The sequence below is a fragment of the Tolypothrix campylonemoides VB511288_2 genome (assembly GCF_045999855.1).
Classification (GTDB): domain Bacteria; phylum Cyanobacteriota; class Cyanobacteriia; order Cyanobacteriales; family Nostocaceae; genus Scytonema; species Scytonema bouteillei_A.
The window spans coordinates 235,806-253,246 of the sequence record NZ_JBFPMW010000012.1 but is presented as its reverse complement, the minus strand read 5'-3'; the positions used below and the strand labels follow the sequence as shown (position 1 = coordinate 253,246).

13 protein-coding genes are annotated in these 17,441 nt (G+C 40.2%); 9 read left to right on the top strand and 4 right to left on the bottom strand.

Features of this window, described 5'->3' with window-relative positions; all coding sequences use genetic code 11:
* Positions 1 to 36 precede the first annotated feature (36 nt).
* The 3 genes from iscB to AB0756_RS29910 all read left to right on the top strand — a co-directional run bounded on the left by iscB (position 37) and on the right by AB0756_RS29910 (position 3,193).
* Positions 37 to 1,410: an RNA-guided endonuclease IscB gene (gene iscB, locus AB0756_RS29920; RefSeq protein WP_050046755.1), complete on the top strand. Its 1,374-nt coding sequence runs from the start codon at positions 37 to 39 to the stop codon at positions 1,408 to 1,410.
* Positions 1,411 to 1,934: 524 nt separating this feature from the next.
* Positions 1,935 to 2,630, top strand: a complete 696-nt coding sequence (locus AB0756_RS29915; RefSeq protein ID WP_038075949.1) for a hypothetical protein — start codon at positions 1,935 to 1,937, stop codon at positions 2,628 to 2,630.
* Positions 2,631 to 2,692: 62 nt separating this feature from the next.
* Positions 2,693 to 3,193, top strand: coding sequence for a hypothetical protein (locus AB0756_RS29910; protein WP_038075953.1), 501 nt, complete (start codon positions 2,693 to 2,695; stop codon positions 3,191 to 3,193).
* Between the two features lie 303 nt (positions 3,194 to 3,496).
* On the opposite strand, the gene AB0756_RS29905 is transcribed toward AB0756_RS29910, so the two are convergent.
* Entirely contained in the window at positions 3,497 to 4,093 is a 597-nt protein-coding gene (locus tag AB0756_RS29905) for a glyoxalase-like domain protein (protein WP_038075956.1), read from the bottom strand.
* 201 nt (positions 4,094 to 4,294) lie between these two features.
* Here AB0756_RS29905 and AB0756_RS29900 point away from each other — a divergent pair, with 201 nt between their 5' ends.
* Both AB0756_RS29900 and AB0756_RS29895 read left to right on the top strand, forming a co-directional pair.
* Positions 4,295 to 4,933 carry an RNA polymerase sigma factor gene (locus tag AB0756_RS29900; RefSeq protein WP_038076141.1) on the top strand — a complete coding sequence of 213 codons (639 nt, stop codon included), beginning with the start codon at positions 4,295 to 4,297 and terminating at the stop codon, positions 4,931 to 4,933.
* A gap of 89 nt (positions 4,934 to 5,022) precedes the next feature.
* Positions 5,023 to 6,078: a tetratricopeptide repeat protein gene (locus tag AB0756_RS29895; protein WP_038075959.1), complete on the top strand. Its 1,056-nt coding sequence runs from the start codon at positions 5,023 to 5,025 to the stop codon at positions 6,076 to 6,078.
* Positions 6,079 to 6,134: 56 nt separating this feature from the next.
* Here AB0756_RS29895 and AB0756_RS29890 read toward each other — a convergent pair whose 3' ends face one another.
* The 3 genes from AB0756_RS29890 to AB0756_RS29880 form a co-directional block, all read right to left on the bottom strand.
* Positions 6,135 to 6,860, bottom strand: coding sequence for a hypothetical protein (locus AB0756_RS29890; protein WP_038075962.1), 726 nt, complete (start codon positions 6,858 to 6,860; stop codon positions 6,135 to 6,137).
* Between the two features lie 632 nt (positions 6,861 to 7,492).
* The gene (locus AB0756_RS29885) at positions 7,493 to 7,945 is read right to left on the bottom strand and encodes a DUF2267 domain-containing protein (RefSeq protein WP_336604408.1); all 453 of its coding nucleotides are present in this window, start codon (positions 7,943 to 7,945) and stop codon (positions 7,493 to 7,495) included.
* A 690-nt stretch (positions 7,946 to 8,635) separates the two neighbouring features.
* Positions 8,636 to 10,093, bottom strand: a complete 1,458-nt coding sequence (locus AB0756_RS29880) for a sensor histidine kinase (RefSeq protein WP_038075965.1) — start codon at positions 10,091 to 10,093, stop codon at positions 8,636 to 8,638.
* A gap of 1,232 nt (positions 10,094 to 11,325) precedes the next feature.
* Here AB0756_RS29880 and AB0756_RS29875 point away from each other — a divergent pair.
* The 4 genes from AB0756_RS29875 (at position 11,326) to AB0756_RS29860 (ending at position 17,398) form a co-directional block, all read left to right on the top strand.
* Positions 11,326 to 11,901, top strand: a complete 576-nt coding sequence (locus AB0756_RS29875) for a hypothetical protein (protein ID WP_038075972.1) — start codon at positions 11,326 to 11,328, stop codon at positions 11,899 to 11,901.
* A gap of 285 nt (positions 11,902 to 12,186) precedes the next feature.
* On the top strand, positions 12,187 to 12,696 hold the full coding sequence (locus tag AB0756_RS29870; protein WP_137986583.1) for a hypothetical protein: 510 nt from the start codon (positions 12,187 to 12,189) through the stop codon (positions 12,694 to 12,696).
* 182 nt (positions 12,697 to 12,878) lie between these two features.
* Positions 12,879 to 13,742 (top strand): fimbrial biogenesis chaperone, encoded by an 864-nt coding sequence (locus AB0756_RS29865; protein WP_038075981.1) that lies wholly within the window; start codon positions 12,879 to 12,881, stop codon positions 13,740 to 13,742.
* Positions 13,743 to 13,891: 149 nt separating this feature from the next.
* Entirely contained in the window at positions 13,892 to 17,398 is a 3,507-nt protein-coding gene (locus AB0756_RS29860; protein ID WP_038075985.1) for a carboxypeptidase regulatory-like domain-containing protein, read from the top strand.
* The last annotated feature ends 43 nt before the right edge of the window (positions 17,399 to 17,441 follow it).

The following is a 17,441-nucleotide window of genomic DNA, read 5'->3' as shown; positions in this document are numbered from 1 at the left end:
TGAGGCAAACTAGACCCCGCACAGGGAGTTAATCAAATGATTACCAACTCTGTATTCGTTTTAAGCAAGAACGGTAAAATATTAAAACCAACAACGCCAGCTAGAGCTAGAATTCTTCAAGCACAGGGTCAAGCTAAGAAATTGAAGTTATTTCCATTTACTCTAATTCTAGATAAGGAGGTTGATGAAAATGTAGAACCATTATTAGAATTACGAATTGACCCAGGTTCTAAGTATAGCGGGTTTTCGTTAGTAGACTTAAATAAGAATGAAGTAGTCTGGGCAATGGAATTAGAGCATCGGGGATTAGCCATTAAAATGGATTTAATCAAAAGGGCCAGTGTTCGTCGTTCTAGAAGGTCAAGAAGACTTCGTTATCGTCAAAAGAGATTTGACCGCAAAAAGCCCTATGGTTGGTTACCACCATCTTTGAAACATCGTTTGTTAACTACCCAGACTTGGATTAAACGGTTGCTTAAGGTCGCTCCCATTAAATCAATTGCAATTGAATCTGTTAAATTTGACTTGCAAAAAATAGAAGCACCAAATATTGAGGGGATTGAATATCAGCAGGGTACGCTGTTTGGATATACGCTACGCGAAGCACTTCTAGAGCATTGGGGAAGAGAGTGTGTTTATTGTGGTCTGACGGATGTCCCCTTACAAATAGAACACATCAATCCGCGAAGTAAAGGTGGTAGCGAGCGCTTTTCAAATTTCACCTTATCGTGTGAAAAATGTAATCAGAAAAAAGGTAGTAAACCAGTAGAGCAATTTCTGAAAAATCAACCAGAAATATTGAAAAAAATTAAAGCACATCAGAAAAAATCATTGTCAGACGCCGCCGCAGTTAACTCAACTCGTAAAGCAATATTTGAAATGGCACACCAATTTGAGTTACCAGTTATCTCAGGTGATGGTGCGTCTACCAAGATGATTCGGATTCAAAGTCAATTGCCAAAGGCTCACTGGCTCGATAGTGCATGCGTGGGAACTGACCAAATTGTGAAATTGCGTGTATGCCAACCACTGCTTGTTACTTGTACTGGTCATGGGACAAGACAGGTTCAAAGAGTAAATGCTAAGGGCTTTCCTGCAATTGCTAGTATCAAAAAGAATCCCATGACTGGTAAAAAAGAAGTTAAGTTAGTGAGTAAAAATCAGAAATATACTCATGCGACAGCAGGTGATTATGTGATTTGCACTTTGTCAGAAAACCGTAAACATATTAAAGCGGGAATTTATCGTGCTAGAGTTAAAACTCCAACTCCTAAAGGAGTAGAAGTGCTAATTAACGGTCATCGGATCGGAGTCAATCAAAAATACTTCAAGCTGATTCATCGCTCCGATGGTTATGAATACAGTTTTACTACGATTGACCCTGATTTACTACGTTTAAAGCCTATCTAATGGTATGATAAAGAACCTGCACGGATTAGACTGCGGGAATTGCAGCAGAGAGAAACACTATGACAAACTTGATAACAAATTTCCTCAATTCTTAAAGGCTTGGGCTACAAATATCCTACATCAAGAGGAGCTAATCCCAAAAGAAGTACTAGCATTACATATTTTTTATTATGTAGGGATTTTATTAGGTACAAGTAAAAGACGACAACAGAACTGACTCAGGTAAGCTAAAAATATTTTAATTTGCACACCTAAATTTTCAATAAAAATCTTGTGGGGCGGGCGAGACGCCCGCTTTCCCCGGTATGAACGGGCGGGGACGCCCGTTCCACTAGAAAGAGGTGCGTTACATTTCTATAAGAAAGTGCTGTATTAAATTACCTAAAAACTGCTGTCGCCATAAGACAATGTAAAAGGGTCTGTTACAATTGACAATTTGTACCCAACAAACCTGTATATTTTATATTAAGTACGAGTCATATTACGGGATATAGAATATAACATGGTTTGAGGTAGAACATCTGTTGCAAGCAAAAGAGATAAAAGATAGACTAAAAGCACTCCTGAAAGAAGCATCTTCCATCGACTCTAATTTAGCGAAAAGATTAGACGAGGTAAATCGTTGGGTTAAAGATGTAAAGCTGGGGTCGCTGACATCTAAGAAATTTGTCATGTTCTTTCTTCAACAAATTATTAGGGATGCTCAAATTTGGTTAGACATCAAAGCGCAAACCTCAGAAGAAGAACGACAACTGTATTATCAGCAAATGACTGCAACAGAAAGATATTGGTACGGTTATCTATTTCCCAAATGGCTGGAACAGAATGATTCAAAATTCTTAATTTGGAAACAAAAATTAATGTCCGGTGAGTTTAGTCAAGCAGATACCATGCTTTTGCGCTCCATAGCTACTGAAGTCGTCCGACGTGAAGGAACTTTTTGGCAGTGCTATATTGCAGATTTGTCAATGGCAACTGATATAATTGTAAGTAACAAGCAGCAAAAGCCACTTTGCAGCCAAATCACCAGTCTCTCTGATGAATTCTTGCAAGGAAAATATGATGAGTGGAAAAATACCCTACAAAATTGGGGTATGGATAGAGGTATTTTCTTAAGTTACAACCCCAATACAATAGATGGCATAAATCAGATAGTTAACGTAGTGCTGTACAACAGCGATCATTTGAGAATAAGCGTTTATTTAAAATTAAATTTATAGTTGCAGGTTTGTGACATTTACTCTTTTTTAAAAAAAGCATTATTAACTAAAATATTGTCATTATGGTGAAAGAAACATCTTCTGACGGTCACGCGAGTTTCACAACGTTTCTGAAACACTTAGAAGAAGCAAGAAAATTACAGATTGACTGGATGACATATGGTATTGACTCTGTAGACTTGTATGTTGATGATGTAGATGGAGATTGGTTGGAAAACTGGGGAGAGGGTGAAGACGAAGAAGTACAGCGCCAGAAAATTGTGGCGGCTATAACTGGATTTCTAGAAAGCAATGATTGGGTAGCCATTAGAATACGCAAGCACTTCAATAACGAATCTAAGCCTTTAGAAGAAATTGCGAATGAGCTAGAGAAATGTTTAAGTATTCTCGAATTTCATGAAAGACTTTTTGCTGTCAAGAAAGTTCTAGCTGATGGTATCACAACTACAGATAGTGAAGCTCTTACAAGTGCTAAATGTAACGATTTCGAGTTACTGGATCTGGCAGAGGAATTGCTGGAAAAATTAGCAGAAAATTTTTGTTGGGTGTATAGGTCGAATTAATGGCTAATAGCTAATGGCTAATGGCTAATGGCTAATGGCTAATAGCTAATGGTGAGACTAGCTCTCTAGGTGGGTTTACCACGCCTTGGGAAACGCTTCGCGTTTGGGATGCGATAGCTGTATAGCCTTGGGGGTGTAGCATGGCATTGCGTAGGTACCGAAGGCATACAGTTAATGGTAATAATTGATAGAGTTAGGTGGGCATATTGCCCACCGTATGAAATATTTGTTAGGCAATGCCTTTTATAGCTACGTGAACCATTAGCCATTAGCTGTCAGCCATTAGCCATTAGCCATTATCCCTCAATTTGCTACTTCAGCCATCTCGATAATTCGCCCTTCGTAATCTTTAACTAAAAAGTTGAGGGGTTTTTGGTTGCGAATTTTAAATTTCAAACCACGGGTTTCGACTCGCATTAAAATCATTTCCAAGCAGTCGCGATCGAAGCAAACATGGCGTTGCTGATTTTTAGTGCCTATACTCGCTCCCGTAATGACATGTAACTGAGTATTTTTCTTGAGCTGATACCAAAGCCCGTCACTGGCGTTGGTCATTCTACTACCAGCTAGGGAAGGGCTGCTAGACAGGTACAACGGATCGACTCCTGTTGCACCAATGGTTTGCTCGTAGTTGTAGTAATAGTGCAAGGGAACTTCTGCTGCTGGTAAATCGAGCAGCCCTTCGTACAACTGCCTTGCTATTTCTAGATCGGACACCATCACAGTATGCACTTTTGGGGCGCTGGTCAGAAACATCCACATAGCACCAGCATATGCGGCTAGTAGCATCACCATGATGCCCTGGGTAGAAAATATGCTGTCTAAGGGTAGGGAGGGCAAAAACGATCCGATGATGTGAGGAATAGACAGGGATTGTAACACGTTGGCAATTATAATCATGAATACGTTTGATCTGTATAAGGATATCCGCTTTTTAAGGTTTGTAGATGTAAGATTTTGGTTAAATTTGTATCTCTAGTGTATCAATTAAGATACATTCTAACTGTTCAGCCTTGGTGGGCTGACAGCAGGATAATATTTCGGTTAACAACAAGATTGCCACTTTTACACTAATTCTAGCAACATACTCTTATCTCAATGATACAAATACCTCATTTTACTGAAGCCAATCATCCATTGGTCAAGTCGCTCTTTCATCAAAGCGACCAAGAACTGCTGACTCAGTTTCAACAAAACCCGGATGCGGGGAGATTCTTTACAGCAGTTTTTTGTCGGTACACTCCTATAGTTTATACCTTGATTCGGCACTCCGCCCGATCGCCCGTGCAAGCGGATTATTTGTTCGCTCTCACTTGGCGACACATTTATCACGAACTTCGGGGCTTGGATTTAAACAGCGGTCTGTCTGCTAGGGAAGGTCTGACCTTACAGAACTGGCTGATTAATATGACTGCCTTGTGTATTAACGAAATTCAATTACCTCCCACCGAAGCGATTCATTATTCTCTGAAAACCACTTCTCCGCCACTTTGGTGTTATGTGGAACAAGCTTTAGATCGGTTACCTCCCATGTTGCGATTGATCGTGGTGATGGCTCAAACGTTCCACTGGAGCGAAACAAGAATTGCTGCTTACCTGCAAGCCGAAGGCGAAGCGATCGCCCCTATTGAGGTAGCAAATTTTCTCCAAGAAGGTTATCGTATGTTAGAGGAAAAATTACCAACAGATATACGCGCTATCTACTTAGGCGAAAATTTTCTTCAACCTGGAGTAGCGTAAATTTACGGTATAACGTGTTATTGGGTTGGTAAATTTTTAATTTTTGTTTAAACCGTTTACTTAAAACCGTAATAGCACGGAAAATTTTTATGAAAAGAGGGTATTTATTGCCAGGAGCAAATTATATTTTGCTGTTGGTTGTTTTGCTATATCCATTTGCTGCAAGTGCGGGCGACATTACCGAACAACTGCACCGTCCTGTCGATCGCTCAATGGTCAGAGAAACAACAGCTCGAGCAGATGAGTTGCAGCGTCAGGGAGAACAACAGTACCAGCAAGGAAGTTCGGACAAAGCAGTTCAGTCGTGGTTAAAAGCACTAGAGCTTTATCACTCAATTAGAGACCTCAAAGCACAAGGTCTGACTTACGATGCTCTTAGCAGGGGTTACGTCAAATTGGGTCTTTATAAAGAAGCAGAAGATGCCATGCGCCGACGTTTGGCCATCGCCCGCGATCTAAAAGACTTCCAGGGTCAGATTTTTGGCTTAAATAACATTGGCAGTTTACTTCTACAGAAAGGAGAAAATAAAGCTGCTTTCCAAACCTTGATAGAAGCGGTAGAAATTGCCACTAAATTAAAGAACATTGAAGGTCAAGGGCTGTCATTAAACAGTTTGGGTTTGGCAACTGCAAGATTGGGAGAGTACAACAAAGCCATTAAACTCTACGAAAAAGCTTTGACTTACCGCCGTCAGCTCAATGATGTCCTCGGTCAAGCCAATACCCTAAATAATCTCGGTGATGCTTACTCAGCAGCCAATGATTACCGAGGGACAATTGGCGCTTACGGCGAAGCACTCGGGTTAGCTAAAATAGCAAGCGATCGCACCAATCAATTACGGGCGATCGACGGTTTGGTCATTGCCCATGGTAGTGTTGGACGTTACGAACGCGCCCTAGACTTACTAGAAAAGAGATTGACACTAGCAAAAGAATTAAACAGTCGGCGAGAAGAATTAAGATCCTTTGAGGTATACGCTCAGTTATACGAGCAAATGGGAGACCTTCCAACTGCTCGCAATTTTTATGAAAGAGCAGTTATTTTAGCAAGAAACCTTGATGAAAACAAATTAGAAGTGCAACTGCTAGATAAAATGAGACAGATTCAAGGTAAAGTCGCCGCTAGATCGAAAAAGAAAAGATAATGGCTAATGGCTAATAGCTAATTGCACTATTAGCCATTAGCCATTAGCCATTAGCATTAATTCAAGTAAACTTGTCCGCTTTGTTGAATTCTGATAACACCCTGTTCGTTACCGGGATTTGCTTGTTCATCTAAAGAAAACTCAATCATTCCAGATTTAGTAGAGACTGGAATCACTCGGACAAAACCGTTATCTTGACGAACGGTAGTAATAGTTACGGGTACTGGCAAGTTTTGCAGAACAACTTCTTGTCCTCCAGCAAGAACGCGCCGTTCTGTGTGTCCAATGACTTCATAGTTAATAGCAGCGTTTGTGTCGTTCTTGATTTTGACAGAAACTTGTCCGTTTGTAGGTGTGACTGAAGCGATAGGAGATTGTTGCTGGTTGGGTGATGGCGGTGCAATAACAGAAACTTGTCCCTGTTGTCTACCAGAATAATTTTGATTTGCGTTATCAGGAGCCTCACCGCCAACGCCCAACCTTACTTGTTCTTCAGTTGGGTTAGCTGGGACAGCGCCTGTGGGAATACCACCTTGAGACGACTGTTGTCGAGTTAAAGCATTGGGTGGACATCCCTGAGGAACCAAAACTCTATTATTGTGAGGTTCTTCATAGAAAATTCTGGGACATGGGTTAACTTTGGAATCTAATCTTGGTTGAGGTTGCTGGAGTTGCTGAGCTACCGCGCCTTGGGGAATAGAGGACAAACCAAAGAGCAATCCTCCGCAAATAGCACCAAAAAAAACAACCGATTTGTTAAATACTTGATATGGCTTATTCATGCTTACCTCCCAATAAATATTGACTAAAATTGCACGAAAATTTTTATAAAAATTGCCTTAAATAATAAGACAACATGGTTTATTCAACGTAATGAATTTTATGTCTACAGAGATGGTAAAAAGCCTCCCTACAGCAGCATTTTAATAAAGACCATTGACTCACCCTGTCTTCACCTTGGCACTTCAACCTTATCAGAACCTTATTATGTGATGAGATAGCATATATATTGCCTCTTTACATAAGGTCTTGAATATTTCTAAATTCGATACAACCATAATAACAATTTCTAATTATTTAGAACTCTTACTATAGTCATGAAAAGAATTATTAGCTTAAATAGTCTTTATATCAAAAGTTAGAATATTTTCAATACAAACTGACACATGAGGCAGAGCCTCAAATAAAACATTCCCAGGTAGAACCTGGGAACGAGGGATAGAAAAGAATATATTCCCAGGTAAACCTAGAAACGAGGAAAGCAGACACATGAGGCAGAGCCTCGAAGAAAGCATTCCCAGGTAGAACCTGGGAACGAGGGATAGAAAAGAATATATTCCCAGGTAAACCTAAAAACGAAGGAACCGCACCATTAGCCATCAGCCATCAGCCATCAGCCATTAGCCATTACCCATTAAGCCTTTTCCCAAAGCTCGCGAACATGCTCGGGTAACCAACTGGCAATTTCCTGAATTCTTTCTTGTGATAATTCGTCTTTTGTGGCAGAAAAGACAGCTTTGACAACTAGTTCGCGGTCTACATTAGCTTGTAATCCCCCTTCATTTGCCACTCTGAATAAAAAGCGATCGGAGTCAATTTTGAAAATGCCAGGACCTTGCCAAGGTGGACGAACCCGACTGAGGAACCCTACAAGGGGATTGGTATCTTTCCACAGATCTGCAATTTCCATTTGCAGAGATTTATCTTCAGTGATTTCAGCTGGTTTGTGTAGTTCTTCTGCAACTCGGTCAGCAGCTTCTGTTGTCATCAAGTCACGCATGACTCGATAAACAACTTCTGTTACGTCTCTAGCATCAAAGATATCTTCAAGGTTGCCTCTAAGCCTAACCTTTTCCAAAAAAGGCATATCTTTAGTGGCAATAGGAACTGCTGGTCCTTCTCTTAATGCTTTAGGAGGATTTGCCTCCATTTTTTCCAGCATTTTCTGACCTTTCTGTGTCAGTTCTGCCTTTTTAAAGGTGATTAAATGTGGCAGAGGACCATCTGCTGCGCCAAAAGTATTGGCAATTCTGAAATCAACTTCTTTGGGGTTGGCAACCTCGGGAACGTCTTCCTGGTTACCGTAAGCATTGCCTGTAAATTCAGCATTGATATACTGCATTTGATTCAGGTAATCCAAATGACCTAAAAGATCTGTTGGGGTCATTTGTCTTCCTGCCAAGTCCGTTTCAGTGAATTCAACTTTGTGCATTCCCTGCCCGGTTTCTTGTATTTTTTTTAGTATAATATAAGCAACATCTTCTCTAATGGGTATTGTCATCTAACCCTCCTTCATGCATTGTCTTTAATGCATTGAATTTGAAGTCATTTTGCCAAAAGTAAACTAGCAGCTTGCAAAACTACTTGGAAAATAGAGAGAATCTAAAAGTAGTTGTACGAAACTGCTAGATGTTAAATTTATGGCTCACTTCATCAAGCATTGCCATTAAATTAGTAGGTAATACGAGCACTTTACATCTGTCACAGGAAACACCTGTTTCTCTGTCATAGGTAACATTGTATGCTAGTTGGTAGTTAGTAGAAAAACAACTAACCACTAACTTTCAAGAGTTATGGGGAAAGTAACTGCGATCGTGGTACCTACACCTTGTGTGCTGTCCACTTGAATGTAACCTTGATGGTTTTGGACAATTGCTTGAGCAATAGCTAGCCCCAAACCAGAACCTGTTGAACTTTGCGATCGCGTGTTTCCTGTTTTGTGGGTACGCGCCGGATCGACTCGATAAAATCGGTCAAACAAGCGGGGTATTGCTTCTGAAGGAATTCCAACTCCTGTATCGCTTACTTTAATTTGCAGATAGCCATTACTGTGACGCAGCCCAGAAACACGATTTGTTGCTTCTATACGTGCTAGGGTAACATTCACTTGTCCGCTAGGTAGAGTATACTGCAAGGCGTTACCAATTAAATTTGTAAATAACCGTATTAATTGATCCCAATTTCCAACCATGACGAACCAATTATCTATTAATTCATGATTTGTTTGTGAAGCGGGTGGATCGATTAATTCTAAAGTTAAAGTGATATTTTTTTCTGTAGCTAACAGTTGTTGTTCCTCAACGACTTCCATCAACAAAGCATCAAGAGGACAAGAGGTAAAAATTTCTTTACTGATACCGCTATCTTGCCTTGCTAAGAACAGTAAGTCATTCACTAACTTACCCAGACGTTGTGTGAGTCGTTCTACAACCTTTAATTGTTGTTTGTAGTAAAGGGGAGTTACACCTTCTGTTTCTGCTAACTCTAAATCGGCAAGAGCAACTTGCACGTTAGTTTGAATTAAGGTAATTGGGCTTCTAAGTTCGTGAGAAGCATCAGCCGTAAACTGTTTGAGACGTTGATAGGACTCACGCACTGGTTCCATAGCTTTACCTGAAAGAAACCAACCACTGGCTGCAACAGAAATAACCATTAATCCAGTCCCCAGTGCTAGGTCAAAAATCAACTGGCGGCTGGGTTTGGTGACTTCAAACCAGGGGTGACTCACTCGCAAATATCCCAAAACTTGCCGACCTATTTGTACTCGCTCTGTGACTTGTCGCAGGAGAAGGGGTGGGGAAGTGGAAGAGGGGGAGGGGGGAGACAAGGGAGAAATGGCTACCTTGTTCTCCTTGTCTTCATTTCTAATAACTTTGACAGTTTCACCTGTCATATTTGGATGTAGCGGAATATTTAGGGGTTGCGATAAAGTAGACCACAGCAGTTCGCCTGTAGGACTAAACCACTCTAGGTCAATGCGATCGTCTTCTACTGTGTCAGCGTTGTTCCGAAAACTGGCTTCTATATTAACGCGAAATTGACCTGAGTCTGAGTTGACTGGTTCAATGACAAGCGATCGCTCTACAACTTCCACCACATGATTTAGGGTATCGTCCATCCGTTCAATTAAGGTATTGCGGACATACAAATACACTCCACTTGCAAACAGCAGCAGAAGTACAGCTGTGATGGCGGTATACCAAAGGGCAAGACGGCGACGGGTAATTTGAAACATGAGGTAGGAGGATTGTTAGTGGTTAGTAGTTAGTGATTAGTAGTTAATGGATAGTGGCTAGCAATTAAGTATGTTGGTAAAAATCAACTCTACTCTATGAATAAATATGAAGTTCTTGTTTTGTACTACTAACCACTAACCAGTAAGGACGATTATCCAGATCTGTTAATTTGACCGAGCTATTTAATTACCAATTACTTAGCATTAATAGATCTCCTCAATATGCTGACTCAAGAGAAATTCAGTCATTGCATCCGCAAAAACAGGCTTGCGTGGAATTACTTGACTGATAAATATCTTCTTTCCCACGCCCTCTAAAACATTAAATTGAAGGGGTTTGGCAGACTTTTGAAAGAATCCTAATGTTCCCCAGTTTTTCTAGTAAAACTTCATTATATATTACTTAAGTGCCATTACTGATTTATTTGAGCACTGCACCCCGCAGAATTCCATATTATTACTGAAGTTATATTTGAGTTGAAAGGGTTAAAGTCTTTTTGTAAAGCTGATACGAGGGCATTCCAGCACTAAGCTGAAAAATTGATAAATTAATTTTTCAATTATGATATGTTCTTGTCAAATCTGGGTAATCTAAACAACAGAAACTTACTAAAAACACAAAGTTTCTAATTCAATTCCAGAACGTATCATATAACAATAACTTAACTTTGCAAAACTACAAAGTTAGGAATAAGAAAAGATGTTTCTTAAAGGTGCATTTTCTTAGAAGTGAGTCAACCAATATGGCAAAGTTTGTAAAATCCTTTCATACAAAAAACAGTAATTTGAATGAATTACACAAACAATACAATATTGCTTTTAGTTGTCTTTCTAGCATCTTTCAAGATACATCAAAAAGTATTTTATATTGTTTCGTTCACAGCGATTTCCTGTATTGTACCGCTTCAAAAAGTAAAAATATTAGGGATTTTTGGAACAACAACGATACAGCCCCTGCGAAAAATAAGATGGGCATTGCTAACCTTAGCAAGTTGTTCTTAAACGCGTGTACGAAACGAATTGACAGAATTTTATTTCTTACATTGGGAGGTGAAGTGTAGAGCTTTTATAAAAAATTTTTGAATTTCATTTTTAAATCTACTCTCGGGCTTACCAGGAAAATTCTATCAAACAGTCATTATTAAAATCCAATTTATTTGGATGCGTAAGGAAACGAGAGTCCATCAAATTTCCACAATTGACAAAACTTACAGCGAGGAGCAAATTCGATCGTGAAAAACAAAATTGTTGCTATTTTAGCTGCTGCTACCGCTTTAGGTAGCTCTCTGTTTGCAGCACCTGCTCAAGCCGTTCAGCAAGATGTAAATGTTGAAATCACTGTATCCCCAGTCCTATTCTTGCGTACTTTCGAGACTGTTAGCTTGCAGATTACCAACCAGGATTTGGGTTCACTAGACAAGGATGTCGATACTATAAACAGAATTACAGATGGTACAACATCAATTGACAGAACAACACCTGTAGGTATTGGTGAAATAGCAGCTGGAACTATTAAGAAGCCAGTGAAGGAGTTATTTGCCGTTTGGTCTAACAGTTCTAACGGTGTTGATGTTACTGTTACACCTGTTACAGGTTCAACGACACTCACAAATACAATTGCTTCACCAAATGGTAGATTTGCAACAGCAACTTTGTCAGATGCTAAAGCTGTGATTACAGATACAACAAAACCTACGACAGCAAAACCTTTAGTCGGAGGTGCTGAACTGTCATTCGATTTGACCTCTACTGCAGCAGGCAAATATGTAGGAGCTAAAATCCGCGTCGAAGCGTTACCTAAATTCTAATTACCGTCGTTATAGAGACGGCAAATTCTGGTGCAGGTGTTATGCCTGCTTCCAGAATCAAGTAGGCACGAATTGATACTAAAAAAAGAAATTAGCTAACGCAAACTAACCTACAGCCAGAAATTGAGGGATTGGATTTTTAAGTAACTGGATAATCAGTAACATATTTTCAATCCCTATCTAAAATCCAAAATCAATATCAGCCACAGTCAACTTTTTGCAAATACAATTTGCACAAGGGTCAGTTTTAAGAAAACGAGCTGGCAACGCAATATGAGAAAATGCTTGAGTATAATTTTGGCGCTGTTTGCCATACCACAACTTCAAGCCTTGGCACAACAGACGCCTCAACCAAAAGATCCAATCGAATTCAACAATATTTCACCTCAAACAGTAGTATTTTCTCTCTTAAAGTCTGCCGAATTTTTCCCCAATGGAAAAGCAAGCGCAACGGTAAATAATCAAACAGAGTTACTAAATCCTCCCAACTTTAGTGAGAGCATTCCCCGCCAATTTCTATGGAAGATGCGGGTGCGTCTAGACGAATTGCAGTTGCCTCTCAAAGCAACTTATAAACTGATACTTCAGCAGGGGCAACAGAATAATCCTTTTAATAACGTGCAATTTCTAGATAATTCGGTTGAAATAATCTCTACCGATTCAAAAACCAATACAGCGATTGTGCAGGGAAGAGTGACCCTGCAATTCCTTAATCTTAACAATATTGGAATTGCAGATACCTATTCTGGACAGCTATCTGTATGCCTGCAAGATAGAAACAGTAGCTGTATGTAGGGATATGGGACTAGTACATGAAGGCAAAAGTATGCCCATCAGAGGGCAGAGCAGGCGCAAAAGGTTTTCTTATAAACTTTTTAGCTGTTACTAATGGTTGCCTTATTTACGCCGCGCTGGACTACTAAGTTTGAAGTAAATTAAGTTTTTTATATTTACTGTGTGAGAAAGTGAAAAGAGCGATGTTTAAAACACCTAGATGTATAGCGCTAAGTTTAATTGGGGCATTAGCCTTAGGGATACCAATTGCTACTGCGATGGAAGTAGGCGTGAGCCCACCCCGGTTTGAAATAGAATTTAATAACAAAACACGTACTCAATCACTTAATGTGACAAACTTGTCTTCCAAGCCAGTGGAAATGAAAGCTTACGTTCGGACTTGGACGACTACAGAAGATAATAAATTTCAAGAAGCTCAATCTACAGAGCAATCTCTGGATCGGTGGATTGTTTTTACTCCCTCTAGATTTACAATCCCTCCCCGTAGTTCTCAGACTATACGCTTTGAAATTCGTCCTAAAGTCAAGCCTAGTCCTGGCGAACACCGTGCTGTGCTTTATTTAGAAGAAGTTCCGCCAGGAGGTGAAGACTCGCAGGCTGTAGTTGCCATTGGTCGTTTAGGTGTTGTGATCTACGGCTATTCGGGAGAAATCAAAAGAGTTGGTGCGTTAAACTCTGTGAGAGTGGACACTAAACCGAATGGCGCAACAGCAGTATTTGATATTTCCAGTACGGGAAATGCTCATGTGCGCGTAAAAGGTCAATATGCCATTTGGTCTGCAGCAAAATACCCTGGGGCTGCAGCAACAAAAGCCTTGCCTGATGTAGAAAATCCCCAAGCAAAACTTCCAGAGAATGTTTTAAATGCCGGATTATTGGATTTTTCTGCTGTGTTGCCTGGGACTCGCCGTCAGCTTCTATTACCTATAAGCAAAAAATTACCTCCAGGTAAATATGTTTTAGATATTAACGGTGATTTGAGTGGAACCCGCATCGATCAAGGTATTCCCTTTACGATTCCGGCTTCATCTGCTACTCAAAAATAACTTTTACTCTTGCAAATATCTCTCATTATCAGGGTGCTTTTACTGCAATCCTGAGTCAATTTGCTACCAAAAAATTCTATAGCTCCTGAGCTTTTATTTACTACAGTTCATTTCCTATATATGCGCTGGATATTGGAACCTTTGTGCTTATGCTGTACCTAGCTCTACCATCTGTACCCCCACCAATAGTTATTACCTTACCACCTCAAGACGTGAGGAGCGAACAATCTACAGAAAAAACTCCGGCTGTGAAGAAGCCAACAAAACCTTCAATTGAAAACAGTGGTCTTACGAGCGTAACAACAGCACAATCGTTGGTTTGTATATCACAGCAGCCTCAAGCATCAGATCGACTCGGCGACAGACTTAGGCAAGTGTTGACTAAGTCTGAAGGAAAAACTGTAAATTGTATCTCTCAAAAGAAATCTGACATTTTTATTTCGCAGGCACACCTTCGGAAACAAAAGCCTGCAATAGGTTTTTCACCAGTTACTTCAGCATCAACTTCAGTTCAAAACAGTTCACCGACAGCTAACAATTTAGCACTTGAAGAAGGAACAACTGCCTCTGCGCCTTTGACTACAACCGATAAAATCAATCCTGTCGATGCTAATTCTGATGGACAACTTAATAACCAGAAGTTTACTAGCGCTTTGGATCGGTTTTCCCAAAAAAATGCGATGGGTCAAATTTTGGCAGCCGTACAAGAACTTATTAATATTTCTTTAACTGGCTCTCTGAAAAATCCTATTAGTGATGCTGTCGAAGCCCACAATCAAAATTCTCAGCAAATCGCTAATTCAACGCTAGAGCAAACATCGATTCCTATAGATTCTGTTGGCGATCGCGAGACAGTAGCCACTGCACCCCTGAGCATAACAGACAAGCTAAAGCCTGCTAATAATCCTGCTGAGAAACTCAATCACCAGAAACTGATTGGCGCATTAGATAGATTTACCCGAAAAAATGCAGTTGGTCAAATTTTGGCAGCCGTACAAGGTTTGATAAATTTTTCTCTCACTGGCTCCCTCAAAAATCCTACTAGCGATATTGTTCAAGCCGACAGTCAAAATTCTCAGCAACTCGCCACATCAACACAGCCAATATCTACTATTGATAGTCCTACTCAAGGAAAAGATTCTATTAACGGTGGTATTGAGTTAGCAAGAGTAGCAGGAGAACCTTTTTTAGTAGGGGTAGTTATTAACGGTCGTGAAGTTGGTACTTTAGATATTATTTCTGAAGGAAGAACTCTTCTCATTCCTCTAGAAAAATTTGCTGATATTGCTGGATTTAGCGTTGAAATATCTGACAGCGTTGTGCAATTAAGTACTCCTTTAGGGTCTGTCAAGTTACAACCTGATTCTCTTAAGCAAATCAACGGTGTTAGTTATATTACTAATGCCAAGCTGCAAGAAGAATTAAAAATAAAGATAGAGTTAAATACTGCAGATGTAACTTTATTGACTGAATTACCCTGGCAAGGAAATCTCAGACAGCGCAGCGCTTCAGCAAATGACCTCAAACCAGACTTTTTACCTCCTAGCAACTTAATTTCAAATTTCCAACAAGAGTTAAATTTTTCTAACAGTAATGGAGATTCGGAATTCCGAACTTCTACCACTTTAGGGGGTAGACTTTTAGGTTTTGCTTATCGCTTTCGGATGGAGAATAATTTTGAAGATACTCCCGATATTAGTGAATATTATATATACAAACGTAGCGGACAATTTCGCTATCAATTAGGTCGCCAGCAACTCGGTTTAAATAACCTATTTAGTGGATTAGACCTGACAGGATTTCAAGTAGGTTATACCAATTTACCTCCTGAAACGTTTGGTTCAAATTCCAGTGCCAATGAGATCTTACCTAGAAGTTCTAACCCCAGACAAACATTCCGGGGCCAAGCTCCCCCAGTAAGCTTTGTACAACTGAGAGTTGGAGGAATTGTAGTTGCACAACAGCAAGTTGGATTTAATGGCAGATACGAATTTATTGATGTCAATTTGCCTGTAGCTCAAAGCAGTGAAGTTGAGGTTGTCATTTTCGATCGCAATAATTTGCGCGTACCTATTGAAATTCGCTCAGCCAGAATTAATACGTCTGATTTGTTATTACCCGCAGGCGGTAATGTACAGCTAGCTGGGGTAGGACTAAGTGGAAATTTAGCCCAAAATCTACTTAGTAATTCCGATTCCTCTAACGATAATCAACTGGTTGGATTTTACCAAGTGAGACAAGGGCTTTCAAATAATTTAACTTTAGAAGGTTCATTTCAAGCTGCACCTGATACACTTCAAACCCAAGCAGGTTTGATTTGGCGTTTAGCTAATCCAGTTATTTTATCTGGAAGCGTTGGTAGTTCTTATGGTAAGCTCGGCTACTCAGCAGATTTAGATGTACAGCTAAACCGATTGGATATCAGAGCCAATTCTCGGTCTCTTCCGGAAGGATATACGGGAAAAAATAATACAGAGCGATATAACCATAGTCTGGAATTGAACTATCGCGTTGGTAATTTTTTAAATGTGGGATTTGTTGCCCGCAGCCAAAAAGATGATAGTAACGATGCTACTAATTACATTTTGCCTACTTTTTATGCACGACCTTTCTCTAACGTATCTTTAAACGGCAGACCTGATATTGATGGGCGATATTTGTTTAATGCTTTCTATCAACCAAATAGTGCAACAAGAGTGTCTTTTAGCACTTATGGCGATGCATACATTTCTGATTTGAGCTATAACCTCAGCCGTAATTATCGGATGTCTTTCGGGACAGAATTTGGGGATAGCTTGGCTCCTCGCTATTCTGTTAGTATCGGTCATCAACCTAATAGTCTTAGCAAACTCAGTTGGAATCTAGGTCTAGCCTATAGCGATGGACAAGTAGGACCGATTGCTGGTGCTAGTATGCACGTACTTCCAGGTCTCTTAGCTAGAGTTGATTATCAAGGTATTCCCTCTAGAAGTAAAGGTTACGGGGGATTGGGCGACGATCGCCTGACGGTGTCCCTAGTATCAGATTTATCTTTTTTAAGTGGAAGAATTGCCCCTGCTGAATCTTTTGGTATCAGTAAGGAAAGGGGAGGAATTGCTGGGCGACTTGTCATAGAAGGAAAAACTAAAGACTTTGACTTAGGCGGATCGATTGTTCGAGTCTACGATAACCAGAACCAAGAAGCTGGTGTGGCAAAAACTGATTCCAAAGGTAACTTCTTTGTGGGCAATCTGCGGGAGGGTACCTACGTTGTTCAACTAGAACCTGAGGAATTACCTGTAGAACTTTCGATTATGAAGTCTTCTGCTGTAGCGGAGGTAGCAACCTCTGCAGTCACGAGTGTAGATTTTCCCGTTAGACCCGAATTTGGTATCGCTGGTCGCATCACCAATATTTCAGGTCAGCCCTTAGGAAAAGTAAGATTGGAACTGATCAACGGTGCAGGCGCACGTGTCATCACTGGTGTGACGGATGAATTTGGTCTTTATCGTCTTGATGGAGTTCCTGTTGGTGTGTATACATTGCGAGTTTCTCCCCAAGATTCACTCAATCCTAATGATTCTCTACCCAAACTGGAAATACAAATTCGCAACCAGTTCGTCTACGATCGGAATTTGCAGTTACCAATTTCTGCTGCAGCTAAGAAAAAGCAATAGAAAGACTTGAAATATAGCGGTTTTCAGTTGACCGCTTAAAGTA